The following is a 23,389-nucleotide window of genomic DNA, read 5'->3' on the forward strand; positions in this document are numbered from 1 at the left end:
TGTGAATTGTCAAGGTGCTCCGGCTACTGAAAAGTAGTCGGGGATTTTTCTATCATACCTAAAAATTAAGCGCTTACGGTTCTTAAAGCATTTCAAATTATTCGAACTCGCAAAGTTCTATTCGCTTTGTAGTGCTTTCTCGTTGTTTTAGTTTTTGAACAGTTCATTTTCGAACTGTTTTGTATGTATTCGCTATGTTTTTATCCGATTGTATTGTCATTTTATTGTCAGCAAAGTGTTCACCCCTCCCCCCAACTCTATCTATTGTTTTTCAAAACCTTAGTCTTCCCAATAATTTAAGTAAACCACCGGGATATAACCTAATATTCTAACTTCTTTTTTCCATGCATCTAACCGATTTTTTAACATAATCATTTTTAAAGAAGAAAGATCTGGCTTTCCATCTATCTCCGGCAAATGTGTGCATCGTTTCAAAACAATCCAAACAGCAACTTTCTCTACCCGTGGCATATCAGGAAGCGATTGATGTTTATACATTCTTGTAGAACTAATAGACTGTTCAACAACATAACTTAATTTAGCAGAAGAATTTCCAATCTTAACTGCATACATTGTTCCATCTTTGTATAAATCCATTAATTCTACCTTTCCCGCTCCAGTCTCATCACTATCTCGATCATGATTTTCAAAACCAAACTGTTCTGATAATATATTATTAAAAACACGTTCTGCATAATATTTATCTTTAATTTTTTTCTTTATCTGTTCTCCTGTTAGACCAGCATAATCTATACAATCTTTTTCTTCTTGATATTTTCTTTCCACATATTCTGATAATTTTTTATTAGAAAAATCAAATCGAGAATCATAAATAACATCTAATTCTGCTATCGAATCCTGCAAATACTGGACATAATCATCATTAAATGAATACCATTCACCTTTTAGAAGCAAGCATCTTTTCTCATCATCAGTAAAATCAACCAATTTCTTCATGATATCTGTACATACTGGTTCACCATTTTTCTTACTAACAACCTTTATATTTAAAAAATTTTTTCTTATATTGAAGTTATTTTCTTCCATAAACTGCAAGATATTTTCTTTTGTCAGTTCCTGTATGTCTTGGTGCTTGTGTTCATGCTTTAATGTAAAAGAAGCATCATTATTATTAAAAATTTCCGTAGCACCAATAATATCTAGTTCAGATATATTTATACATTCTATATTCTCTTCAATCTTTTCAAGTAATCTTTCATCTAACTCATGAATAGTATCTTCATCTTTTATCTTGCTAAATACGGGAATTTTTTGACACTCCTCTTTTTTTCTCACTCTTTCAACATATTCTATAAATTTCAAAATACAAGCAATATTATTTTCCGGTAATTGAGTCTTTATAGAATGTCCAATTTCCACCATTTCTCCATGTAGGGTAAAATTTTCTTCTAGTTTCACTTTCGCCTTTATTTTTGCATAGGACTCACCACTATCAAAAGATATATCGTTATAATTAAGATATACATTTATCATCTTATTCCTCTGTGCATTTGGTGCAGTTAATGTCGTTGTTTTTATTTGTTTAAAAACAACTCTCCTTGCAAAATCAAATGCAAAATCAATGTCACAATATTTATCAACTGCAAAATATGAAAAACCATATGTCACCGCATATGTAATTCCCCTATTTTCAATAACTAAAATAGCTCTAGGTGCTCCTACTGTTCCTTCAAACTCACATTCGTATTCGTCTAATATCCATCGCCATTCCGGTATCCTTTTTTCATCCGGAAAATATACATATGTACCTACAGTAAATGTATTTTTCTCGTCATCCGACAAATTATAATTCTGTTCTCCAATAAATTCAAATTTTTCTCTAAGTTGATCAAGAAAACCAATTCTCTTATTTTCATCAATTTTATATAAATTTACTTGTCCCATATACACCCTCATACATTTTCGTACATTATCATTTGCATACATTATACTATTTTATTCTTTAAAATAACAATATGCTTCACGGTTATTTTCAAAATACTATGTTAATATATTCCAGCTAAAACAAATAGCCCAAAGCTTACACTCTGAGCTATTTGTTCATAACTATTATACTACTATGAAAGCAACTGTTTATATGCACTCTAGCATTTTAATTATTTATTGCTTCCCAAAGTTCTAAAGCTTTATGAAGAATAGGCATAAGTTCTTCCTTTCGTTCGCTTAACAACTCATTTTCACGTTTTCTTTGTTCATCTGTCATATTTTCTGTTACATTCACTTGTTTTCCTTCCTGATCAATTTCAATCCGTCCCGGGTATAATGCTAATGTAATTTTTTTGTTCTCATCAATCATCAATGTAATATCTTGCTCTCCTTTTCGAGCAACTAAAACAAAATTCTTATTATCTAATTCGTATTTCCCAATAGCCTTTGGTTCCACCAAATAATCCACGCCATCTTCTGTCAAAGCATAATAGCCTTGATATTTTTCGATAAAATCTTCCGTCAACTCTTTTTCAAATCCAGCGTCTAGTACCTTATCATACATTTTATTATGTTGCACCGTACATACAGCCAGATATATTATTACGCAAATAACAATACTTAAAATAGATATTCCCACTCCCCAAAATACCTTTTTATATTTCTTATAACTATCGATTTTTTTCACCATTTGTATGTCCTCCTTTAACAACTTATCCAGCGAAATATTAAATTCATCACTGATTTGAATAATTGTTTGCAAATCTGGATAACTTTTCTCATGTTCCCAATTTGAAACTGTCTGCCTTGTTACATGAAATATTTTTGCAAAATCCTCCTGTGTCATTTTTCTTTCTTTTCTGATTTCGATAATCTTTTCACCAATGTTCATTTGCTTACCTCCTTTAGCCATATTATTACTCGCCTTTATGTCTGATGGCTAGCAATGTGGCTTTACCTATCCCAAAATATTACGCAAATTTCCTTTGCCATGCTGTTATTCAGGCTTTATATTACATAAAACATGCTATTTTTATCTTTTATTTCTAAAATATTATACATTATAGTTTCTTAACTTTCATTCTTGATTTTATTTTTATAACCATATATTTCAAAAATAGACTAATCCAGAATCCGTCCTGAACTAGTCCATTTTCACAACCATTTTTTATCTGTTCTCTCTATCTATACGTCTCTTCTTGATTTTTTGTCTTGCATTTTCCTGTTCCAAATGTTTTGCCACTTCTATCGCTTCCTTTACCTTATCTTCTCCTAAAACAGCTACAACCCGATCCATATCATATACCACATTTAATAACGCTACATTATCTTTCTTTATAACAGATATTTCCTCTCGCAACCGATCTACACGATTTTCAAGATCGCTGTTTCTATCTGATAGCTTTTGATTTTTGTTTTTCAAATCCAAATACTTGCTATATAATACCTGTATCATATTCGCAACTTTTTTCACCAAAGGAAATATTCTCTTCCGATAAGATTTTGCTGACTCTAAAGTTCCAGCTTCTGGCAGCCATTCTTCCGGGTAATATCCATACTCACGTGCATGTGAGTCAACACGTCCAGCTTTTAAATTTAGTGCAGAAAATCGTTTTTCTAATACTTCTGTCTTTTTAATTACTGCATCTCTCTCTTTTTCTACCTGTTCTTTTTCCTTTTGGATCTCATCCACACATTCACTGATATCATGCAAATCATGTTCCAATAAATTCTTATGTTCCGTTAATTCTTCTACTTCCTGTTCTCGAACCTTTTTCTTGTAATCCAATACAGAAAGATGTGGTTCATGAGTTCCCTTCTGATCCCATTCTATTTCATTTTCTCTCATGACCATGGCTAATTTTTGCTTTTCTGACTGTACCCATTGATTTAACTCTGTCTCACTTCTGGAACCACCTTTAAATCCTAATGACGATAAGGCTTGTTTTAAAGATACTCTTGTATCAAGTCCTCGCTTACTTCCTGTAACATAGGGAATAAAATCAATATGTAGATGTGGCGTTGCTTCGTCTAAATGCAGATGAGCAGCAAATACTCGCAACGTAGGATTCCGTTCCTGAAATCCTTTCATGTATTCATCTAATATCTTTGCAGCAAGTTGTCCTTCCATCGTTTCTGATCCCATATTGTCTTTATCACCGATCTGAAGGATAACCTCATGAAATAATTTTTCTTGTTTTCCAGAACGTATCTTTTCATAGTAATCATCTATCTTACGATCTTTTCTAGTCTGTTTATCGTTGTATCGCTTCAAGGCTTCGTCAAATAATTCATGATATACGTCTTTGATATTTTCATTGCAATATTCAACATTCCAATGGGTTCTGTTCGGATCCGTATTCTTTGCATGAAATTTTCTACTATTATGGTTCAGGGAGCCTTTTCCTGTCATAAAACTAATTGTCCTCTTCAATAAATCTCCTTTCATTCATTTTAAAACGCCAGATATGACGATTATGTTTTGTTACTTTTGTCAAAAGTAACGCAAAAGCACTTTCGACAGCCTAACGTCCATCAAAAGTACCCTTGCGCCCTGCCGGGAGCTTTCAAATCAGCCAGTACCGTATCGGCTACACTCTACGACAATTTTCCTTGTTTGATATTCACAGGTGCGTGCCACGCTCCTGTTCTATATTCCCCAAACAAACATCACCATCGATAACTGGCTGACACTCCACGCTTATCTAAATATTCCTGTCGTGCTTTCTCCTGCTCTTCCTCAGAAGGAGCAGTCTTATACTTCGTATAGAGTTCATGTCTGACTAATGCATCCAATTTTTCTTCCAAGCCATTTCGAATCTCTTCTTCATACTGAGCATCTGAACACAGATGATAAAAGATCAATTTTCGAAACAGTTCATAATCAATCTGTACTTTTTTCATTGCTTCACTCCTTTTTATTCAAGGTGGCAAGATTCCCTATTCTTTAAGATATGGTAATCTTGCCATCTTCCTTTACTCGTCTTGTAACATCCAGAACCATTTATTTCCTATCTTCACAGAATCAATCTGTAATTCCTTCTTCGCATTCCAAAGTGTTTTCTTTTTAATTCCTCGTTCTTCTGCTTCTTCCGCTATTTTTGCCTGTTCCATTGATCCATTTGCTAAGATCTCTTTTAAAAATTCTTTCGCACTTCGGATCTTTTGCCCTCGTCCATCACCAGACAATAAGTCCTCTACACTGATGTCATATTTTCCAATCCAATGAAATCCTTTTTCTTTGTCTAATCGAAAGGCGATAGCATCTCCTTCCGGAGCAAGAGAACTCTTTACATGACAGATCACTCGGATTTCCGGTTCATCTTTCACTCTTCCAACAATCAACACGCTTCTTGCTGCCGCTTGAAAGTCAATAGACCCCAATCCACGATAGGATGATTTTCCATTACTATTCTTATTCATATGACCGATCAGAATAATGGCACATTGATATTTCTCTGCTAATACAGAAATTCTTTTCATCAATGGACGAATCTCATTTGCCCTATGCATATCAACACCAACCCCAAGAAAGCCTTGAATTGGATCTAATACTACAAGTCTTGCTTTCGTCTGTATGATCGCTTCTTCCAGCCTTGCATCTACCATTGTTAATGGCTGTTCCTGGTCATCAATCACCAAGACTCTGGAACAATCAGCCCCTGCCGCTAACAATCTCGGTTTGATCGTATCGCCTAATCCATCTTCAGCTGTTTGATAAATCACATTGATTGGCTCTACACCTATCTCTTCGGATTTTCCTTCGCTTGTTTCACTTAATATTGCTTCTCCTTTTGTTAACTTTGCAATGATCTGCAACACCACGGTGGTCTTACCCTCTCCAGGATCTCCCTGAATAATGGTGACCTTCCCGTATGGTATGAATGGATAAAAGAGCCACTCGATTTCTTCCACTTCAACCTGATCCATGTGGATCAATTTCAGGCATGGTTCTTCCTTTTTTACTTCTTTATAATTATCTTCCATTTCCACCTCCTGCCCAACCGGGCAAGTCCCTGGCAAACAGAATTTAGCAATTGTTGTAACAACAATTTTGTGATATACTCAAGTTGTTAAGGTGATATATCAGTTATTCTGATGATCAGGGAACTTGCTCAGATTATTTCTGGGCTTTTTCTTTTGTCCTTCTTTCATAGTTCCTTTCTTCTGCAAATGCATTTAATATTTCCAACATCGTTCGAATAGGTGTAAACAACTCTTCATCGGCATCCTCTAATGTAGTCAACCTTTTCAGTTCCTCTTCAATCCCTTTAAGTTGTTTTCTAAACTGTACTAACATCAACGGATTTCCTACTGCTGTAACTTTTTGATGTAAAACGCTTTCAATGATATATTCTTGTCTCGTCTGATATCCACAAAGTTTCACTCTTAAATCTAATTCTGCATCTTCTTCCGGAGACATTCGAAATGCTATGGTTACATTACGCCACCGATTCTTGCTATCCCTATTTTTTTCACTCATCCAGATATTCCTCTCTTTCCTGATTTAGATTTTCCGCCATTTCTATTTGGATTGTCGGGAACAAATGTGCATATCGATATGTGATCTCCACACTTTCATGTCCTACCCTTTCTCCTATTGCCACCGCAGAATATCCCATATTGATCAATAACGACACATGAGAATGCCGTTACGGTATAATAACGACAAACAGAAAAAGCCTTTATTTTCAAGGGGTTTGAGCGTTTGTCGTCTTTTATTCAATTCCTTTTCCAAGTTGAAAATTGACGAAAACTATAAAGAAAAAAGGAGGCTGTTTTATTAACGACAAAATTTAATAGTGCCAGCGGTCCGGCTTTATGTCTGACCGCTGGTTGCCGTGGGCGTTTCACTTTTATAGGTGGACGCCCTTTTTTCATACTCATTTTCGAGAGAAAGGAGATCCACATGGAATTAAACGAAATGGAAAAAAAGCTGCTCTTTCAAGTGGAGGGCGATTATCAGACAAAGATCCTGAATGAACTTTATATGACCGTGCGGTATTCAAATAATTCCGAACAGCGGGAGGCGGCAGAAGGTCTTATGGCAAAACTTCGTGTTCTGTCAAATGCAGAGTGCATGGACTTGGTAAAAGATATTCAGAAGAATTACCGTCTGCCCTATCCAGCCCGGACGATTGGAGAAAAGATCGCCGAGGCCAGACAACAATCAGGGGCAGAAAAATTGAAGGGGCATGACATCATGGCACTTGAACGCTTTGATCCAGAAGTAAAGCACATGATCGTCTTTGATGTATTGTCTTACGATTCCCCTGTTGGCGACAAAGGCGATAAGATGCGCTTGTTCCTTACAGATGCCGGCTATCAGAAATTTTTAGAGAGCCAGGAACGGGGCGAAGTGAAACTGAAAAACCATGCGAAGGTCTCTGACGGTCATCTCCATTATGACCGCAGGGATCATGCCTTGTAACGGAATAGTCGAAGAAAGGAGGCGGTACAATGGCAGTATTCCGTGTAGAGAAAACAAAGGACTTTACGATAATGAGCAATCACCATCTGCGCAATACGGAGTTGTCCTTAAAGGCAAAGGGGCTTTTATCACTTATGTTGTCGCTGCCGGAAGATTGGGATTATACCACAAAGGGACTCGCCCATATCTGCAAGGATGGTGTGGATTCTATCACTACTGCCCTGAAGGAACTGGAGCGGCATGGTTATCTCACCAGACAGCGCCTCCGCTATGATAACGGGCAGTTGGGAGACATTGAATATACGATCCATGAGCAGCCTGTAAGTACCGAAAACACAGGGCTTTCACCTAAACGGGAAAATCCAAGACAGGTAAAACCAGAACAGGCAAAACCTAAACAGGCGGAACCTGAACAGGAAAATCCGGCACAATTAAATACTAATCCATTAAAAACAAAAAAATCAAAAAAAGATAAATCAATAACTTATCCATCAATCTATCCGGCAGAGCCGGAAGCGGCAAACCGCACGGATGGGATGGATCGGATAGAGCTGATAGAAGCCTATCGTGAAATCATCAAAGAAAATATTGAATATGACTTACTGGTCTTACGGTATGGCAGGGAACGTTTGGATGAAGCCCTTGAACTTATGCTTGAAGTGATTTTGTCGAAACGCCCTTACATTCGCATTGCCGGAGATGATTTTCCGAGGGAGATCGTCAAGAGCCGGTTCCTGAAGATCAATTCCGGCCACTTAGAGTATGTCTTTGACTGTATCGACAAGAACACAACGAAGGTCGGAAACATCAAAGCGTATCTGCTGGCGGCGCTGTATAATGCCCCGGCTACAATGGACAGCTATTACCGTGCCGAGGTCAATCACGACCTGTACGGCTGTTAGGCACCTTTGGGTGTCTTTTTTCATTTCATCACAGGAAGGAGGCAAAGCACAATGAAAAGAAACACTGTGCCGGTACTATGCCCGGCGTAACCAAAGAACAGATTCAGGCAGCGCGGGAAGCTGACTTGTTTACTTACCTGCAATTCCATGAACCCGGCGTGCTGAAACAGGATGGACCTAATTTCCGGCATAAGGAGCATGACAGTCTGGTATATGTGACCGGGAAAAGGTACTGGTACTGGAACAGCCGCGGACGGAGTATCAATGCGCTGGACTACCTGATCCAGATTCGGGGATATGGTCTTGTGGATGCGGTTCATGCTCTGGTAGGTGGCGAAATCCCACAGGAACCGGCTTACCGAAGTACGGCAGAAATACAGGTATCAAAAGAGCCGGAAAAGAAAACATTCGCTCTCCCCTGGGCCAGACGTTGCGCGACCGCTGCGGTCTCCTATTTGCAGAAACGGGGGATCAGCTCAGAAGTCATTCGCCAGTGTTTACAAGCCGGGATTTTTTACGAAGCCCGGTATCATGGAGAACCGGTTTGTGTGTTTGTTGGGAAAGATGATTCCGGGAAAGCGAAGTTTGCCTGTATGCGCAGTATCAGCGGCAATCTCAAAAAGGATGTCTATGGCAGCGACAAAGGATATAACTTTTGTTATCCCCCGCAAAGTCCGGGCAGCCGGCATGTGGCAGTCTTTGAAGCTCCTATTGATGCGCTTTCCCATGCGACACTTCAAGAGCTGGAGGGATGGAAATGGAATGGTTACCGCTTGTCTTTGGGAGGTACTTCCCATGTGGCGCTGACTTCTTTCCTGGAACGCCACCCGGAGATCCGGCGTGTTACCCTTTATATGGACCACGACCTTGCCGGATTTGTCAATGCCCGGAAAATCAAGACCATGCTTCACGAGGATAAACGTTTCCGTCATATCCGGGTAAGTGTCAACCCTCCCCGGATGGGAAAAGATTACAATGAGAAATTGCTGCTGGTTCGGGAACAACTGCAAACCAGCCAGCACCAACGCCGCCCAAAAGAGGCGGCTGTTTCAATTTAGGGAGGATTTCAACATGAATGGATCTCAACATATCTGCTTTACAGACAGCGCCGGAAAAGCGCTGTTTTCCATTCCCGACAATGGTTTACTCTGCCTGTTCTATGGAAACGGGGACAGGCACTTTGCTGTTTGTCATCGTCTGGATGACACCCATGCAGAAATTGACGGGGTAAATTATTCGCTGCCGGATTTTGCCAAAAGGATGAAACACAACCAGATCAGCTTTGCTCCGGCATAAGGCTGGAAAACAAATAACAGGAGGATTTGAAAATGAAAAAAATTGAAAATACCGCTTTGCAGATGATTGCCGAGGCTTCCCGGTGTCCAGACTACGGCCCCGATATGGTTAAATCGCTGATGAAAAAGCTGGACATGAACGAAAAGGGCTTTGCTCTTTTGATGAATGTTGCCCCATCCACAGTGCGTCTTTGGACCAGCGGAGCTGCACAGCCCTGCGGCACAGCAAAACGCCTCATGCAGATTTATGAAACCGGTCCGGAGATTGTCGGCAAGATTGCCGGCGGGCAGCTACCGGCAGATGGGAGGGATTGATTAAATGGCGGAGACAGATAGCCAGCCGTTTGCGGAAAATGAGCAGGTCAAAGAGCTGCTTCACATGAAAGGAGGAATTTGATTGAATCAGGAACCACTACCGCAGATTCATTTGATCCGTGATACAGACTTATCCGTCTTTGCGTATGAGCTCCATATTTTTGCCGGAGATTTTCTTAGGGAATGCGAATTTAATATGCGTTCTCTGGCGACAAATACCGGGGCTGATTCCATTGCCATCATGGGAAAAAATCACATATGGCTTTCCGACGCTTTGTTTGCTTATTGTTCTACGGCGGATCTTTATCAAATGATCTCAACAACGGAGTTTATCGGAGCGAGGGCTTTCCTGTTTCATACGGATCGCAGAGAGGGCGGTCACTTGTACGGAGATGTCCTGATGATGGATTTAGACACGCTGCGGCAGGATATAAAAAGAAATATCCTCTATCCTTGCGGCGTCAATATCGAACGCAAAGATGGTTCAGCGGCTACGGTCAGCCTGAAAGAATGGACTGAAATGGAGCTTTACGAAAAAGATGCTCTGAAAAGTTGGGGGTTTTCTTATGCCCCGAATCAAGTTACGGAATGGCAGTACCACTATTCCACGATGTTCAGACAGTGGATGGATCAGGCATTTCGTTATATGCCCCAGGATTTAGAAGAACGCCTGAATATGCAATATATGGAGGCAGCCCAGAACCCGGATATGGATAAGTACCGCATACCACAGGGAACGGCAAAGCAGATGCTTCTTTATGACGAAGCCCCTGTGTATCGCCTTCTTCCATCCGGTTCGGAGAAAATTGCGCCCATCGCGGCAATCTCTACGGGCCTGTGGTATGAAAATTACCGGGAGTTTGCCATTGCACCAGAGGATTTAGGCGCTCTGGACAAACTGATCCGCAGGGAAACTGACCGGCTCACAGGAAACCTCCCACAACTTCACAAAAACGAAGAACGTCGCCCTGCCCCGGAGCGATAAGAATTTTACACTGACTGGAGGTGATGAAGATTGGCAGGAGTGCATGAAGATTTCGGTGAAAAGATCGGCGGTGCGAAAAAAGACCTGTGGAAAGACCGCGGGCTGTATGCGGATGATCTGGAAGCCATGAATGAGCGCGAAGCCGAAAAATTTGTGAAAAAGGATAATGTCTGGAAAAAGCCGGACTATGCAGCCATGCTGGAGGAAGGGATTCCTCTTGGCGTGGTCTATTTTATCAAAAAAGCAAGGGACGGCTTAAACGCCTCTCCTCAGTATTACCGCACGGATGACACCCCGGAAAAACGGACTGCGAGGCAAAAGGAGTATATAAAAACAGTCCGGGAATTGCAGACAGTGCTTTCAGATGTCCGTACTGTGGAGGATGCCATGAGAGCCTATGACCGCTTTTTCGTTGACAATGGATATTTAGAAAAGGTACAGGGCTGGGTAAGCGGAATCCATTACCGGGCAACGAAAAAGGGTCAGGACAATCCCGTGATTACAAACAAATTGTCCAATACCATGCTGATCCGCTCGGCTGAATATTTTGAGCGCAACTTTGCTCAGAAAGCAAAAAAGGAACAGTTTTGTGTTTCCAAAGAGCAGAAAATACCGAAAGGTTATGCGATCCACTTCAACGACGGGAAACAGACCTATTCTAAAAATGGGGACTGGAAACCCGGTACCTACTATGTGACAAAAGGCTATTCGATCCTGCGGACCAATTTTGAGACCAAAGAAGCTGCCCTGAAATGGGTGCAGGAACTTGCCAAAGGCAGGAACAAAAACGGAAAGATCCGTTTTGTCCCTCCACAGCTTGCCCATGTCAAACGTACCGGACCGGATTATCGGAATGGCGTGGAGATCACCGGACAGCATTATCTTGATACCTTTGGGTTCCGCGGCGGTGAGTTTGGAAACTGGATGAACCAGAACGACCGGCAGACCTCCCTTAACATGGGATTTGAAGCACTAAAGGATCTGGCGTCAGCCCTTAAGATCAGCGATAAAGATATTGCTTATCAGGGAACACTTGCTATCGCTTTTGGTGCAAGAGGCAGTGGCAATGCTGCAGCTCATTATGAACCTTTGCGTACAGTCATCAATCTTACAAAAATGCACGGGGCCGGTTCCCTGGCACATGAATGGTGGCATGGACTTGACGATTATCTTGGTACAAAGATGGGAGCAAAAGGGATGCTGTCAGAACAGCCCCACCTCTATGCGCCGTTCCAAAAACTCATTGACACCATGAAGTATAAACCGGAAACACCGGAACAGGCAGCAAAGCGCACGGAAGCACAAACAGAACGCACCCGGAAAAATGCGGCAAGCTGGCTGGATTCCTCGGTTCTTGCCTCCCTGAAACGGTATGGCAATGAGGAACAGATGGAAACCTACGCAGTCTTGCGGGAAGCATTTTTGTCCGGCGAACCCGGCTCTGTGGAACAGATCAGCGCATTTAAGAAGAATGTTACCGGCCGGGTAATTCCCAAAAGTGAACGGGAACGGCTGGAAATTTTTGAGCGTATGCTTTCCGGGATGCAGGCGCAGGAAGCTCCGCAGATTGGACGGACGGAAACTGATTTTTACCGTAATTCGGTACGCATGGGAAAAGAATGTGAAAAAGACGGCGGTTATTGGGACAGCAATGTGGAAATGACAGCCAGAGCCTTTGCCTGTTATATCAAGGACAAACTGCCCTACACATCGGATTATCTGGCAGGCCATGCCGACTGTGCCCTTACCCTGGTTTCCGGTAAAGACGGAGAAATGGAGGTATTGAAAGCCTTCCCTGTGGGGGAAGAACGCCGTGCAATCAACGCTGTTTTTGACGAGATCATTCAGGATTTGAAACGGGAACAGCTATTGACCCATGCCGATGTAACGCTTCCCCTCTCTGTTTCTGAACTTCGTGAGGCGGCGGACGGGCAGCTATCCATGTTCGGCGTCGGCCGTCCTTCCGTGATGGATCAGCTTGCGGCAAACAGGCCGGCAGATAAAAAATCACCGGCACAGACGTTTTCCAGAAAAAACCACGAGCCGGAAATATAGCAGGAGGTGAACAGCATTTTGGAAGAAAATAAAGATTATCGTGCCTACCGGTATGGCGACCACTTGACGCCGGGATCGGAGCTTAAAATTGAGCACAGCGTAGTTTGTGAAAATGTGGATATTTCTACACTGATCACAATGGGAACCGATAGCCTGGAAGCCATGCGCCAGGGAAGTATCGACGGGGAGCAGAAAGCCTATGAAATCGTGGTGGCTGCCGCAAAACAGTGGGAACAGCAGGCAGCGGCAACACAGACGATCAACCGGGCTTTGGAATATCTTCGTACACCTGAGATTGAACATACCGGCAATCAGTGGAAAGACACCGATAACTGGAGGGCGGATCAGAAAATCAGCAACCGGGTCTATCAGATGACCTGCAGTATTTGGGAAGATACGAAATATGACAGGGAAACAAAACAGAGTATTCCGGTTGCCTGGTATGTGACATGGGAAGTCCGTATTCATTCCCCGAAGCAGGGATATGGAGAAAAGATTGCCGGACAAAACCAGAAACGATATACAGATAAGAATGCAGCCATAAAATACCTGGACGGGCGGAAGAAAGCCTATTCCCATTTATTCACGGAAATTTCCCCGCCAATTCCGAAAGAATATGAGCGTCATTTTATGGTTCATGGCACTCTCTTACCTGGTTATACGGTTGAAGGACTGGAACAGACCAAAACGGAACATGCCGCCGCCGAGGTTTCGGAGGGCGGTATTTTTACGCCCCAAAACCAGGAGAAGCCTTCCGTCCTGGGGAAGCTCTCTGTGGCAAAAACCCAGGAAAAAACGCCAGCCGCTCCCGGTATGGCAATGAAAAAGAAGGAGGATATACAGTTATGAAAGTGTTAATGGTAGAGCCGGGCAAGTCCCCTTATGCTGCGGAGATTGAAAGCGGTCTGAAATCTTTGCAGGCGGCAGTGGGTGGAGACATTCAGGCGGTCTATCCGTATGAGGACCCGGTGGCTCTGATCTGCAATGATGAAGGCAAGCTGATGGGACTGCCTCTGAACCGGGCTCTCTTTGATGATGACGGCCACGTTTATGATATTGTGTCCGGGAATTTTCTGATCGTTGGTCTTGGCGAGGAAGATTTTACAGACCTTTCCCCGGACTTGATGGAGAAATACGGGGAGCAGTTCAAGTACCCTGAAAAATTTGCAAGGATTGCCGGCGAGATCATTGCAGTCAAGCAGCCTGCAACCAATGAACACCGGGAAAAACCGAGGATGCACCATTCCGGCCCGGATTTGTAGAAAGAAAGGAGCCAATTATGTTAATGGCAGTAAATGAACCTTATGCCCTTATGGTGCAGCCGGACGATATTCTGATCTCTCCCCGTGAGGTAGATGAACATTTTGGGACGATGGTATGCTTCCATCCCCGCTATGCGCTGGGCGACCATCACAACTATATGGACAAAGACGACTTCCTGCGGGAAATGTATTTAGATACCGTAGGACATGATGAAGCCGGCATGAAACGCTATGAACGGATGGTAAACATTGTAAGCAGCCGTTTCCGGCATGGACCAAAGACAGAGGAACGGGCGATCGATGAAGCAATGCAGAAAGTAATTTCGGAAAAGTATCTGATGCTCCCCCTCTATCTCTACGACCACTCAGGTCTTGCCATGAGTACAGAAAGTTTCTCAGGCAGGGCCCCTCATGCAGAATGGGACAGCGGACAGGTCGGCTGGATCTATGTTTCCAAAGAAGATGCCCTAAAGGAATTTGACGCTGACAAGATGACCGGCACCATCCGGCAGAAAGCGGACGCACTGATGCGCAGTGAAGTCGCCGCTTACGATTCCTATCTGCATGGCGAATGTTATGGGTTTGAGCTTTATAAAAACGGGGAGCTGTCGGATAGCTGCTGGGGCTTTATGGGTAACTTTTCCGATGTGTTGAAAGATATGGCGGAATACCTCCCGGATGAGTGCAAAGGGATGGTCGATCATCTGGAGGAACAGGAACGCCCGGCTACGATCATCAAGACGCTTTTGAAACATGCTAAAATTCAGGTCGATCAGGCAGCAAAAGCCTTTGAACACGCTTCCCGACAGCAGGTTCTTGGGGAAAGCCGGTAAAAAGTTATTTCCATATTATAAATACCGATTTTATCAGAAAGGAGGATGCTCTTGCAGGAAGATCTCGAACAACGAACGGTTTCTGTTTCTATACAGGCAGCAAAACTGTCAGGGCGGGTACTGCGTGCGGCTATTGCTGCGGTACTCCAAAAGATGGAACAGGAACGCACAATGCCAAAAGTCGGGCGCAACAGCATGAAGCGGCTGACTTATAAAGACCCCGGAGCCAATACCATTGAAGTTTCAGGGCGAATCCGCTCTTTTGAACGGTATGCCAGGAAACATCAGGTACGCTACCATATAGAAAAGGAACTTGGGACCGATCCCCCAAAATGGACGGTATATTTCAAGGCAAACCAGGCGGATGCACTGACGGCAGCTTTTAAGGAATATACGAAGAAAGACCTTACACGCAGCACCAGACCGTCGCTGCTTACACAGCTTCATAAGTTCAAAGAACTGGCGCAGTCGCTTGGCCGTGACCGTGTAAAGAACAAAGAACACGGAGGACCGGAACGATGAAGATTGATGCAGAAACACTGAAAAAACAGGTCATTCTCCATCTGCCTTATATTCTGTTCCTTCTGGTATTTGCCAAGCTGGGCGAGGCGGTGCGTCTGGCTCCCGGAGCAGACGCTTCCCAAAAGCTGTTAGGACTGTCCGAAGGCTTTGCCCTTGCGTTTCAGAGTATGTGGCCGGGAGCGGCAATGGACTGGCTGATTGGTTTATGCGGTGCAGCCATTATGCGGCTGGCAGTCTATCTTAGAGGGAAAGACGCTAAGAAATACCGCAAAAATGTGGAATATGGTTCTGCAAGATGGGGAAATAAAGCCGATATTGCCCCATTTATGGACCCAAAGCCGGAAAACAATATCATTCTTACCCAAAGTGAAGGACTGATGTTAAACGGACGGCCCAAAAATCCGGCCAATGCAAGAAATAAAAATGTACTGGTAGTCGGAGGATCAGGTTCGGGAAAAACGCGCTTTTTCATCAAGCCCAATCTGATGCAAATGCACAGTTCCTACGTCGTCACCGATCCGAAAGGTACAGTCCTTGTGGAATGCGGAAAGATGTTGCAGCGAGGCACACCAAAGCTGGACAAGGACGGAAAGCCTATGCGTAATGAAAAAGGAAAGATTATCTATGAGCCCTATAAAATACGGGTATTCAATACGATCAATTTTCAGAAAAGTATGCACTTTAACCCATTCGCCTACATTCATTCCGAGAAAGATATTCTGAAGATCGTCACTACCCTGATCGCCAATACCAAAGGCGAAGGAAAAGCCGGAGACGATTTCTGGGTCAAAGCAGAAACCTTGCTTTATACGGCACTGATCGGATATATCTACTATGAAGCTCCGGTAAACGAACAGAATTTTGCCACACTGGTAGAAATGCTGAACGCAATGGAGGTCCGTGAGGATGACGAGTCATTCAAAAATGCCGTTGACCTTCTCTTTGACGCTCTGGAACAGAAAGACCCGGATCATTTTGCCCTGCGTCAATATAAAAAATATAAGCTCGCTGCCGGAAAAACAGCGAAGTCGATCCTTATTTCCTGTGCTTCCAGACTGGCTCCTTTTGACATTAAAGAAGTCAGGGAAATTACCATGTATGACGAGCTGGATCTGGATATGCTGGGGGATGAACGGACCGCTCTTTTCCTTATTATGAGTGATACGGACGGAACCTTTGCATTTTTGATCAGTCTGATCTATTCCATTTTGTTTAACCGCTTATGCGAGCGGGCGGATGATGTATATGGGGGCAGGCTTCCCATCCATGTGCGCTGCCTGATCGACGAGGCGGCAAATATCGGGCAGATCCCGAACCTGGAGCGTCTTATGGCGACCATCCGAAGCCGTGAGATCTCTGCCTGCTTGGTGCTGCAGGCGCAAAGCCAGCTCAAAGCCCTGTATAAAGACAACATGGACACCATCATCGGTAACTGTGACGCCTCTCTTTTCTTAGGAGGCAAAGAAGAAACTACCTTAAAAAGCTGGAACTCCCTATTAGGGAAAGAGACTATTGATCTGTATAACACCAGTGTCACAAAGGGAAATCAGGAATCCCACGGACAAAATTTTCAAAAGCTGGGAAAGGACCTGATGTCGGTGGATGAACTGGCAGTTATGGACGGGGGCAAATGTCTGCTGCAGATCAGGGGTGTGCGGCCGTTCCTCTCCCGGAAATACGATATAACCAAACACCCAAATTACAAACTGCTTTCCGATTTTAATGAGAAGAACGCTTTTAATATCGAAAAGTTTCTTTCTACCCGGATGCCGATGCGTCCCGGTGAACGATACCGTAATTATGAAGTCACAGCCGAAGATCTGGCTTCCCAGACTTTATAGAGTTGTTCCTGCCTGTCAAAGCATGACGCCCTGGCAGGCTTTGTTTTTGTCACGATGAAAGGAGGATATTTTGAGGATTCGTGATTCTCCCTGAAAAGTAAATAACCGCAGGATTTTTCCTGCCCCATGCCGCCGTGCTGTTTGAAACAGATTTTTTTCTAAAAACAGTGCGGCGGCTTTTTTTGTTTCCGGCCTGATACGGCCATATCACAAATTAAAATTTCTGAAATTAAAGGAGGAACTATATGGCATTTTTTGCAAGCGCGATTGATACTTTGAAGATCCTTGTGATCGCCCTGGGCGCAGGTCTGGGCGCATGGGGTGTTGTAAACCTTCTCGAAGGTTACGGAAATGATAACCCAGGTGCAAAATCCCAGGGGATCAAGCAGCTTATGGCAGGCGGAGGTATCGCTCTGGTTGGTGCAACGCTGATCCCGCTGCTTTCCGGCCTGTTCGGTTAAGGGCTGACTTATGGGCAGTCTGTTTGAATGGATAACAGACTGGATTAAAGAGGGCCTGATCGATGCGATCACCGGACAGTACACCAGTATTTTCAACTCCGTCAACAATCAGGTTGCGGATGTGGCAAATCAGGTAGGACAGACCCCGCAGGGCTGGAATGGCGGCGTGTTTTCCATGATTCAGAATCTTTCAGAAACCGTCGTCATTCCCATTGCGGGCATGATCCTGACCTTTGTTCTGGTGTATGAACTGATCCAGATGATTCTCGAAAAGAACAACATGCACGAATTCGATACATTCAACATCTTCAAGTGGATTTTCAAGACTTTTGTTGCCACTTACCTGCTCACCAACTGTTTTACGATTGTGATGGCGGTCTTTGATGTGGCCCAAAATGTGGTGTCGCAAAGTGCCGGTGTCATAAACGGGAACCTGGATGTGCAGGCGGCGTTGTCTGATCTGAAAACCCAGCTTGAAGCAATGGGAATGTGGGAACTGATTGGACTGTGGCTGGAAACCAACATCATCAATCTGTGTATGTGGGTACTGTCCATCGTGATCTTTGTCATTGTATATGGCCGTATGATCGAGATTTATTTAACCGTGAGCCTTGCACCGATCCCGTTTTCCACAATGGCAAACCGGGAATGGGGACAAATGGGAACCGGGTATCTGCGTTCCCTTTTTGCCCTGGGCTTTCAGGGGTTTTTGATCCTGATCTGTGTTGCCATTTATGCAGTGCTGGTCCAGTCTATCCCATCGTCCGGCGACGTGCACGGCGCGATCTGGGGAACGGCGGGTTATACGGTACTGCTGGCTTTTGCCCTGTTTAAGACAGGTTCGTTATCCAAATCCATATTTAATGCAAGATAGCATGAACAAAACCAATTCTAAAAAGGAGGATTTTATATATGAGTAAAACCAATACAGAAAAAATGGCGCCGGAGACACAGACGCCGGAAATGGCAAACGGCATGAAGCTGGATGTCCGCGTGCGTCCGATCGCCCCAATGGGAAACCTGCTGGCGTTTGCCAATGTTACGATTGGCGGATGCTTTAAGATTGACGGCTTCCGTATCTGTTCCAGTGAAAAGGGGCTGTATGTCAATATGCCCGCAACCCAGGATAAGGGAGGCAACTGGAAAGATGTCTGCTGGCCGGTTACGGCAGAGTTCCGCAAGCAGCTCAACGATGCCTTAATCGATGGGTACGGGCAGGCTATTGAAAATTTGCAGGCAACTCTTGAAGCGACAAAGGGAGCAGCGGAAAAGCCTTCCCTGACCGGTGCATTGAAAGAAAATGCCGGTAAGGTCAAAGAACAGCCGGCCAAACCGGCCACATCTAAGAATGAGCAGGCTCGCTAATGCCGGAAACGAAACAGTACGGCATTATCTATGCCGATCCGCCCTGGCATTATGACAGGAAACATGGAAGCGGCGTTGCGGAAAACCATTACCCCACAATGAGCATTGAAGAAATCTGTGCCCTGCCGGTATCGGAACTTGCCGCAAAAGACAGTGCCCTTTTTCTGTGGGCGACCTTCCCGCAGCTCAATGAAGCCTTCCGGGTGATCGATGCCTGGGGATTCAAATATAAAACGCTGGCTTTTCTATGGCTCAAACAGAACCGGAAAGCGGATAGCTGGTTTTATGGCATGGGCTTTTGGACCCGCTCAAACGCGGAGGTCTGCCTGCTGGCAACCAGAGGCCGTCCGAAACGCCAATGTGCGGGAATCCATCAGTTTGTGATCTCCCATATTGAGCAGCACAGCAAGAAACCGGACGAGGTGCGGGATAAGATCGTAAAACTCATGGGCGATCAGCCCAGAGTGGAACTGTTTGCAAGACAAAAGACACCCGGCTGGGATGTATGGGGCAATGAAGTGAACTGTACGCTGACTATGCCGGAGCGAAAGGGGTGATTTTGATAGAACAAGATGCAAAGCGGCTGCTTATGGAACGGCTGGACGAGTGTTTGAAGGTTCATGCGGATATGCTGGATGCACAGAACATCGGCAGTATTTACGAGTTACAGGGACTTTCGGAACTCCACTATTATCTGAAGGTTGAGCATGTATTTACTCCGGCGGAAGTAGAGGCGCTTCTTTCTTTTCAGGACCCGTTGGATGTAGCCCGATGGTGTTGGGAAGAAAATAACCATGAACACAGTTTCCCGATCTGCGATCTTCTCAAAGAAATTGATGCAGCGCAAAAATTTGAACATTTCACAAGCGAACCTTCCGCACAGGACAAATATACGCTCCTGATGAAACGGCTGGGACAGAATTACTTTGCTTACAGGGAAAGCCTTATGTCAAGAGATAAGGAATCCTTAATTGAAAAAGCTGCTGAAATTACAGCCATGCAGGAGGCGTATTCCTATCTGACAACAAAGTTTGAGTTCAGGGATGAAATGCTGGATGATGTGCTGGCGCTTGAGAATCCTTTGAAATACTTTGCAGACCGTTGGCTTATGCCGGTTTCAGATGTGCTCGACGTGGATATGGATATTCGGGAAAATATTGCCGGAATCCGAGACAGCCAGGAATACCTGTGTCAGAGAGAGCCGGCTGTTTCTGTCCTGGCACGGCTGCAAAATGCGGCTCAGGAAGTGCGGGAATGTCCGGCTGTGGAGAAACCGGTACGCGATTTCGGTGCACGGTAATGGGCCGGAAATTATATTACGATGGGAGGTGTATAGATGCCTTATGTACCTGTACCAAAGGATTTAACCAAAGTTAAGACTAAGCTGGCCTTCAATCTGACGAAGCGCCAGCTTATTTGTTTCAGCCTTGCCGGACTTGTCGGCCTTCCGGTGTATTTCTTTACCCGCGGGGCGATCGGCAATTCGGCGGCTGTACTTTTGATGATCGGGCTGATGATGCCCTTTTTCTTCTTCGCCATGTATGAGCGTGACGGGCAGCCGGCAGAAAAGATCTTGAAGAACCGGCTCCGTTATAAGCTCTGGCCGAAGGACCGTCCATACAGGACGGATAACCTGTATAAATCTATGTCAAAGAAGGAGGTTACAAAGATTGCCAAAAAACAAGCAGCAGGAAGCTCAGGAAAAGCGTCTGCAAAAAAACATCAGGCAGGCCAAAAAGACCGGAGCCGATGCAAAGCAGGGCAAAACTAAGTCTGCCCGTTCCAAGCCGTCTAAAAAAGGCGGCTTTTTTGCCGGGCTGAAAGCAGATGCCCCGCAGACGGTCCAGCAGAGCATTCCCTACCGTGAAATGTACCGGGATGGGATCTGCCGGCTGACCGATACCCTTTACACCAAAACGGTGCAGTTTTTTGATATTAACTATCAGCTTGCACAGGCAGATGATAAAGCACAGATCTTCGAGGGTTACTGCGATTTCTTAAATTACTTCGACGCCTCGATCCATGTGCAGCTTACCTTTATCAACCAGCGAGCCAATATGCAGGATTTTACCAAAAGCATTGACATCCCTCCCCGCGGCGACGAGTATGACGGAATCCGCAAGGAATACGGGGATATGTTAAAGAACCAGTTGCAGAAAGGAAATAACGGTCTCACCAAACGCAAATACATTACCTTTGGGATCGAGGCAGATGACCTGCGTACTGCGAAAATGCGTCTGGAACGCATTGAAACGGATGTGCTGGCAAATTTCAAGACTCTGGGAGTTCAGGCGAGATCCTTAAACGGACTGGAACGTCTGGAACTTCTTCACAGCCAGCTTCACCCGGACGGCCAGGAAAAGTTTCATTTCCAGTGGTCGGATCTGCCTAAGACCGGTCTTTCTACCAAAGACTTCGTTTCCCCATCCGGGCTGTCTTTTTCAAAGGATGGAAAGACATTTCGGGTAGGCGACCATTCCGGTGCTGTCTCCTTTTTGCAGATTCTAGCGCCGGAGCTTACTGACCGGCTTTTAGCGGATCTTCTTGACTTAAACGACGCCGTGACCGTCAACCTGCATATCCAGTCTATCGACCAGGCGCAGGCGATCCGAAACATCAAGCGCAAAATGTCGGACCTGCAGAAAATGACCATTGAGGAACAAAAGAAAGCGGTCCGATCCGGGTATGACATGGACATCATTCCCACCGACCTTGCCACCTATGGAGAGGAAGCCAAAAATCTTTTGCAGGATTTGCAGAGCCGCAATGAGCGCATGTTCCTTGTGACGGTACTGGTGGAAAATATCGCTGCCAAACGCCAAAAGCTGTTCAATGATATTTTTGCCGCTTCGGGTGTGGCACAGAAATACAACTGTGCCTTAAAACGGCTGGATTACCAGCAGGAACAGGGGCTTATGTCCTCGCTTGCTCTTGGTACGAACCAGATTGAAATTGAGCGCGGGCTTACGACCAGCAGCACAGCGATTTTTGTACCGTTTACGACCTGTGAACTGTTCCAGGAGGGCGAGGCATTGTATTACGGCCTGAACGCCCTTTCCAATAACTTGATCATGGCGAACAGAAAAACGCTGAAAAACCCCAATGGGCTGTTTCTCGGTACCCCAGGAAGCGGCAAATCTTTCTCTGCCAAGCGTGAGATCGTCAATGTGTTCCTTCTGACGGAGGACGACATCATTATCGCCGACCCGGAAAATGAGTATGGGCCGCTGGTACAGCAGTTCGGTTCCCAGGGGCAGGTCATTGATATTTCCCCTACTTCCACGAACTACATCAACCCGATGGACATCAATCTGGACTATTCCGATGATGAAAACCCGATCACTTTGAAAAGTGATTTTATCCTGTCGCTGTGTGACCTTATCATCGGCGGCAAAGAAGGACTTTCCCCCATTGAAAGGACGATCATCGACCGTTGTACCAGACTGGTGTACCGGGAATACCTGCAGGACCCGTGCCCGGAAAATATGCCGATCTTAGGTGATCTTTACGAGCTGCTTTTGAAACAGTCTGAACCGGAGGCACAGAATATCGCAACGGCGCTGGAAATCTATGTCAATGGTTCCCTTAACGTGTTCAACCACCGTTCCAATATCCAGATGGATAAACACCGGGTACTGTGTTTCCAGCTTAAGTCACTGGGAAAAGCCTTAAAGGAAATCGGGCTTTTGATCATGCAGGATGCGGTGTGGAACCGTGTCACGGCCAATCGCTCCAAACATAAAACAACCTGGTTCTATATCGACGAATTCCATCTTCTTTTGAAAGGGCAGACAGGAAGTTTCAGCGTGGAGATCTGGAAACGCTTCCGTAAATGGGGCGGAATCCCATCAGGTTTAACGCAGAATGTCAAGGACCTTCTGGCTTCCCGTGAGATCGAAAATATTTTTGAGAACTCGGACTTTATCTATATGCTCAACCAGGCCCAGGGAGACCGTCAGATTTTGGCAAAGCAGTTGGGAATCTCCCCGCACCAGCTTTCGTATGTGACCCATTCCGGTCCCGGCGAGGGGCTTTTGTTCTTTGGAAATGTGATCATCCCCTTTGTGGACCACTTCCCGAAGGACACACTCTTGTACAGCGTGCTTACCACAAGACCGGATGAAGTAGCGGGGACCAAAGCGTGAGACAAAAATTAAAATGGATCGGAGGTGAGA

Annotated in this window: 25 protein-coding genes and 1 pseudogene; 19 read left to right on the forward strand and 7 right to left on the reverse strand. The window is 44.6% G+C overall.

Annotated features, from left to right (window positions below; all coding sequences use genetic code 11):
- Nucleotides 1-279: 279 nt before the first annotated feature.
- From ABHC48_RS00005 to ABHC48_RS00035, 7 genes and pseudogenes are all read right to left on the reverse strand, one after another.
- Complete coding sequence (locus tag ABHC48_RS00005; RefSeq protein ID WP_195698979.1) at nt 280-1,905, reverse strand: DUF6119 family protein; 1,626 nt, start codon at nt 1,903-1,905, stop codon at nt 280-282.
- 208 nt (nt 1,906-2,113) lie between these two features.
- A complete protein-coding gene (locus tag ABHC48_RS00010) occupies nt 2,114-2,839 on the reverse strand; it encodes a helix-turn-helix transcriptional regulator (RefSeq protein WP_195698978.1) in 726 nt (241 codons plus the stop codon).
- Nucleotides 2,840-3,115: 276 nt separating this feature from the next.
- On the reverse strand, nt 3,116-4,396 hold the full coding sequence (locus ABHC48_RS00015) for a plasmid recombination protein (protein WP_334285394.1): 1,281 nt from the start codon (nt 4,394-4,396) through the stop codon (nt 3,116-3,118).
- 221 nt (nt 4,397-4,617) lie between these two features.
- Nucleotides 4,618-4,851, reverse strand: coding sequence for a complexin-2 (locus ABHC48_RS00020; RefSeq protein WP_118660811.1), 234 nt, complete (start codon nt 4,849-4,851; stop codon nt 4,618-4,620).
- 72 nt (nt 4,852-4,923) lie between these two features.
- Complete coding sequence (locus ABHC48_RS00025; protein WP_195698977.1) at nt 4,924-5,934, reverse strand: AAA family ATPase; 1,011 nt, start codon at nt 5,932-5,934, stop codon at nt 4,924-4,926.
- Between the two features lie 133 nt (nt 5,935-6,067).
- Complete coding sequence (locus ABHC48_RS00030; RefSeq protein WP_118660815.1) at nt 6,068-6,430, reverse strand: hypothetical protein; 363 nt, start codon at nt 6,428-6,430, stop codon at nt 6,068-6,070.
- Nucleotides 6,423-6,599 (reverse strand): annotated as a pseudogene (locus ABHC48_RS00035) (site-specific integrase); the annotation flags it as partial. The pseudogene ABHC48_RS00035 and the gene ABHC48_RS00030, both read right to left, overlap by 8 nt.
- A gap of 257 nt (nt 6,600-6,856) precedes the next feature.
- Here ABHC48_RS00035 and ABHC48_RS00040 point away from each other — a divergent pair.
- The 19 genes from ABHC48_RS00040 to ABHC48_RS00130 all read left to right on the forward strand — a co-directional run bounded on the left by ABHC48_RS00040 (nt 6,857) and on the right by ABHC48_RS00130 (nt 23,359).
- Nucleotides 6,857-7,378, forward strand: coding sequence for a DUF5720 family protein (locus ABHC48_RS00040; RefSeq protein WP_005361050.1), 522 nt, complete (start codon nt 6,857-6,859; stop codon nt 7,376-7,378).
- Between the two features lie 29 nt (nt 7,379-7,407).
- Nucleotides 7,408-8,280 carry a DUF6017 domain-containing protein gene (locus tag ABHC48_RS00045; RefSeq protein ID WP_005361053.1) on the forward strand — a complete coding sequence of 291 codons (873 nt, stop codon included), beginning with the start codon at nt 7,408-7,410 and terminating at the stop codon, nt 8,278-8,280.
- 77 nt (nt 8,281-8,357) lie between these two features.
- Complete coding sequence (locus ABHC48_RS00050) at nt 8,358-9,338, forward strand: DUF3991 domain-containing protein (RefSeq protein WP_055156483.1); 981 nt, start codon at nt 8,358-8,360, stop codon at nt 9,336-9,338.
- A gap of 13 nt (nt 9,339-9,351) precedes the next feature.
- Nucleotides 9,352-9,576, forward strand: coding sequence for a hypothetical protein (locus tag ABHC48_RS00055; RefSeq protein ID WP_055156485.1), 225 nt, complete (start codon nt 9,352-9,354; stop codon nt 9,574-9,576).
- 32 nt (nt 9,577-9,608) lie between these two features.
- Entirely contained in the window at nt 9,609-9,890 is a 282-nt protein-coding gene (locus tag ABHC48_RS00060; protein WP_005361060.1) for a hypothetical protein, read from the forward strand.
- Nucleotides 9,891-9,972: 82 nt separating this feature from the next.
- Complete coding sequence (locus tag ABHC48_RS00065) at nt 9,973-10,875, forward strand: hypothetical protein (protein WP_117468897.1); 903 nt, start codon at nt 9,973-9,975, stop codon at nt 10,873-10,875.
- A gap of 126 nt (nt 10,876-11,001) precedes the next feature.
- Nucleotides 11,002-12,930 (forward strand): LPD1 domain-containing protein, encoded by a 1,929-nt coding sequence (locus ABHC48_RS00070; protein WP_242994080.1) that lies wholly within the window; start codon nt 11,002-11,004, stop codon nt 12,928-12,930.
- Between the two features lie 18 nt (nt 12,931-12,948).
- Complete coding sequence (locus tag ABHC48_RS00075; RefSeq protein WP_117552643.1) at nt 12,949-13,779, forward strand: hypothetical protein; 831 nt, start codon at nt 12,949-12,951, stop codon at nt 13,777-13,779.
- Nucleotides 13,776-14,192, forward strand: a complete 417-nt coding sequence (locus tag ABHC48_RS00080) for a DUF3846 domain-containing protein (RefSeq protein WP_117552644.1) — start codon at nt 13,776-13,778, stop codon at nt 14,190-14,192. The genes ABHC48_RS00075 and ABHC48_RS00080 overlap by 4 nt, the downstream gene beginning before the upstream one ends.
- 17 nt (nt 14,193-14,209) lie before the next feature.
- Nucleotides 14,210-15,025: a hypothetical protein gene (locus ABHC48_RS00085; protein ID WP_195698976.1), complete on the forward strand. Its 816-nt coding sequence runs from the start codon at nt 14,210-14,212 to the stop codon at nt 15,023-15,025.
- Between the two features lie 45 nt (nt 15,026-15,070).
- Nucleotides 15,071-15,547 carry a PcfB family protein gene (locus ABHC48_RS00090; RefSeq protein ID WP_223385988.1) on the forward strand — a complete coding sequence of 159 codons (477 nt, stop codon included), beginning with the start codon at nt 15,071-15,073 and terminating at the stop codon, nt 15,545-15,547.
- Nucleotides 15,544-17,388, forward strand: coding sequence for a VirD4-like conjugal transfer protein, CD1115 family (locus ABHC48_RS00095; RefSeq protein ID WP_117552645.1), 1,845 nt, complete (start codon nt 15,544-15,546; stop codon nt 17,386-17,388). Before ABHC48_RS00090 ends, ABHC48_RS00095 begins: the two co-directional genes overlap by 4 nt.
- 245 nt (nt 17,389-17,633) lie before the next feature.
- Nucleotides 17,634-17,849, forward strand: a complete 216-nt coding sequence (locus ABHC48_RS00100; protein WP_005361081.1) for a Maff2 family mobile element protein — start codon at nt 17,634-17,636, stop codon at nt 17,847-17,849.
- A gap of 10 nt (nt 17,850-17,859) precedes the next feature.
- A complete protein-coding gene (locus ABHC48_RS00105) occupies nt 17,860-18,723 on the forward strand; it encodes a VirB6/TrbL-like conjugal transfer protein, CD1112 family (RefSeq protein ID WP_117442478.1) in 864 nt (287 codons plus the stop codon).
- A 38-nt stretch (nt 18,724-18,761) separates the two neighbouring features.
- Nucleotides 18,762-19,214, forward strand: a complete 453-nt coding sequence (locus tag ABHC48_RS00110; protein WP_117442477.1) for a SpoVG family protein — start codon at nt 18,762-18,764, stop codon at nt 19,212-19,214.
- The gene (locus ABHC48_RS00115) at nt 19,214-19,771 is read left to right on the forward strand and encodes an MT-A70 family methyltransferase (RefSeq protein ID WP_005361089.1); all 558 of its coding nucleotides are present in this window, start codon (nt 19,214-19,216) and stop codon (nt 19,769-19,771) included. Before ABHC48_RS00110 ends, ABHC48_RS00115 begins: the two co-directional genes overlap by 1 nt.
- Nucleotides 19,768-20,514, forward strand: a complete 747-nt coding sequence (locus ABHC48_RS00120; protein ID WP_222847487.1) for a hypothetical protein — start codon at nt 19,768-19,770, stop codon at nt 20,512-20,514. Before ABHC48_RS00115 ends, ABHC48_RS00120 begins: the two co-directional genes overlap by 4 nt.
- Nucleotides 20,515-20,550: 36 nt before the next feature.
- Nucleotides 20,551-20,985: a PrgI family protein gene (locus ABHC48_RS00125; RefSeq protein ID WP_117505240.1), complete on the forward strand. Its 435-nt coding sequence runs from the start codon at nt 20,551-20,553 to the stop codon at nt 20,983-20,985.
- A 97-nt stretch (nt 20,986-21,082) separates the two neighbouring features.
- A complete protein-coding gene (locus tag ABHC48_RS00130; protein ID WP_117552659.1) occupies nt 21,083-23,359 on the forward strand; it encodes a VirB4-like conjugal transfer ATPase, CD1110 family in 2,277 nt (758 codons plus the stop codon).
- Nucleotides 23,360-23,389 lie beyond the last annotated feature (30 nt).

Source organism: Ruminococcus sp. 1001136sp1 (assembly GCF_039841815.1).
GTDB lineage: Bacteria > Bacillota > Clostridia > Lachnospirales > Lachnospiraceae > Blautia_A > Blautia_A faecis.

Excerpts from the sequence above, each read along its gene's own strand:
- ABHC48_RS00005 (WP_195698979.1), bottom strand. The coding sequence starts at position 1,905 with ATGGGACAAGTAAATTTATATAAAATTGATGAAAATAAGAGAATTGGT.
- ABHC48_RS00010 (WP_195698978.1), bottom strand. The coding sequence starts at position 2,839 with ATGAACATTGGTGAAAAGATTATCGAAATCAGAAAAGAAAGAAAAATG.
- ABHC48_RS00015 (WP_334285394.1), bottom strand. The coding sequence starts at position 4,396 with ATGAAAGGAGATTTATTGAAGAGGACAATTAGTTTTATGACAGGAAAA.
- ABHC48_RS00020 (WP_118660811.1), bottom strand. The coding sequence starts at position 4,851 with ATGAAAAAAGTACAGATTGATTATGAACTGTTTCGAAAATTGATCTTT.
- ABHC48_RS00025 (WP_195698977.1), bottom strand. The coding sequence starts at position 5,934 with ATGGAAGATAATTATAAAGAAGTAAAAAAGGAAGAACCATGCCTGAAA.
- ABHC48_RS00030 (WP_118660815.1), bottom strand. The coding sequence starts at position 6,430 with ATGAGTGAAAAAAATAGGGATAGCAAGAATCGGTGGCGTAATGTAACC.
- ABHC48_RS00040 (WP_005361050.1), top strand. The coding sequence starts at position 6,857 with ATGGAATTAAACGAAATGGAAAAAAAGCTGCTCTTTCAAGTGGAGGGC.
- ABHC48_RS00045 (WP_005361053.1), top strand. The coding sequence starts at position 7,408 with ATGGCAGTATTCCGTGTAGAGAAAACAAAGGACTTTACGATAATGAGC.
- ABHC48_RS00050 (WP_055156483.1), top strand. The coding sequence starts at position 8,358 with ATGCCCGGCGTAACCAAAGAACAGATTCAGGCAGCGCGGGAAGCTGAC.
- ABHC48_RS00055 (WP_055156485.1), top strand. The coding sequence starts at position 9,352 with ATGAATGGATCTCAACATATCTGCTTTACAGACAGCGCCGGAAAAGCG.
- ABHC48_RS00060 (WP_005361060.1), top strand. The coding sequence starts at position 9,609 with ATGAAAAAAATTGAAAATACCGCTTTGCAGATGATTGCCGAGGCTTCC.
- ABHC48_RS00070 (WP_242994080.1), top strand. The coding sequence starts at position 11,002 with ATGAATGAGCGCGAAGCCGAAAAATTTGTGAAAAAGGATAATGTCTGG.
- ABHC48_RS00080 (WP_117552644.1), top strand. The coding sequence starts at position 13,776 with ATGAAAGTGTTAATGGTAGAGCCGGGCAAGTCCCCTTATGCTGCGGAG.
- ABHC48_RS00085 (WP_195698976.1), top strand. The coding sequence starts at position 14,210 with ATGTTAATGGCAGTAAATGAACCTTATGCCCTTATGGTGCAGCCGGAC.
- ABHC48_RS00090 (WP_223385988.1), top strand. The coding sequence starts at position 15,071 with ATGCTCTTGCAGGAAGATCTCGAACAACGAACGGTTTCTGTTTCTATA.
- ABHC48_RS00095 (WP_117552645.1), top strand. The coding sequence starts at position 15,544 with ATGAAGATTGATGCAGAAACACTGAAAAAACAGGTCATTCTCCATCTG.
- ABHC48_RS00100 (WP_005361081.1), top strand. The coding sequence starts at position 17,634 with ATGGCATTTTTTGCAAGCGCGATTGATACTTTGAAGATCCTTGTGATC.
- ABHC48_RS00105 (WP_117442478.1), top strand. The coding sequence starts at position 17,860 with ATGGGCAGTCTGTTTGAATGGATAACAGACTGGATTAAAGAGGGCCTG.
- ABHC48_RS00110 (WP_117442477.1), top strand. The coding sequence starts at position 18,762 with ATGAGTAAAACCAATACAGAAAAAATGGCGCCGGAGACACAGACGCCG.
- ABHC48_RS00115 (WP_005361089.1), top strand. The coding sequence starts at position 19,214 with ATGCCGGAAACGAAACAGTACGGCATTATCTATGCCGATCCGCCCTGG.
- ABHC48_RS00125 (WP_117505240.1), top strand. The coding sequence starts at position 20,551 with ATGCCTTATGTACCTGTACCAAAGGATTTAACCAAAGTTAAGACTAAG.
- ABHC48_RS00130 (WP_117552659.1), top strand. The coding sequence starts at position 21,083 with ATGTACCGGGATGGGATCTGCCGGCTGACCGATACCCTTTACACCAAA.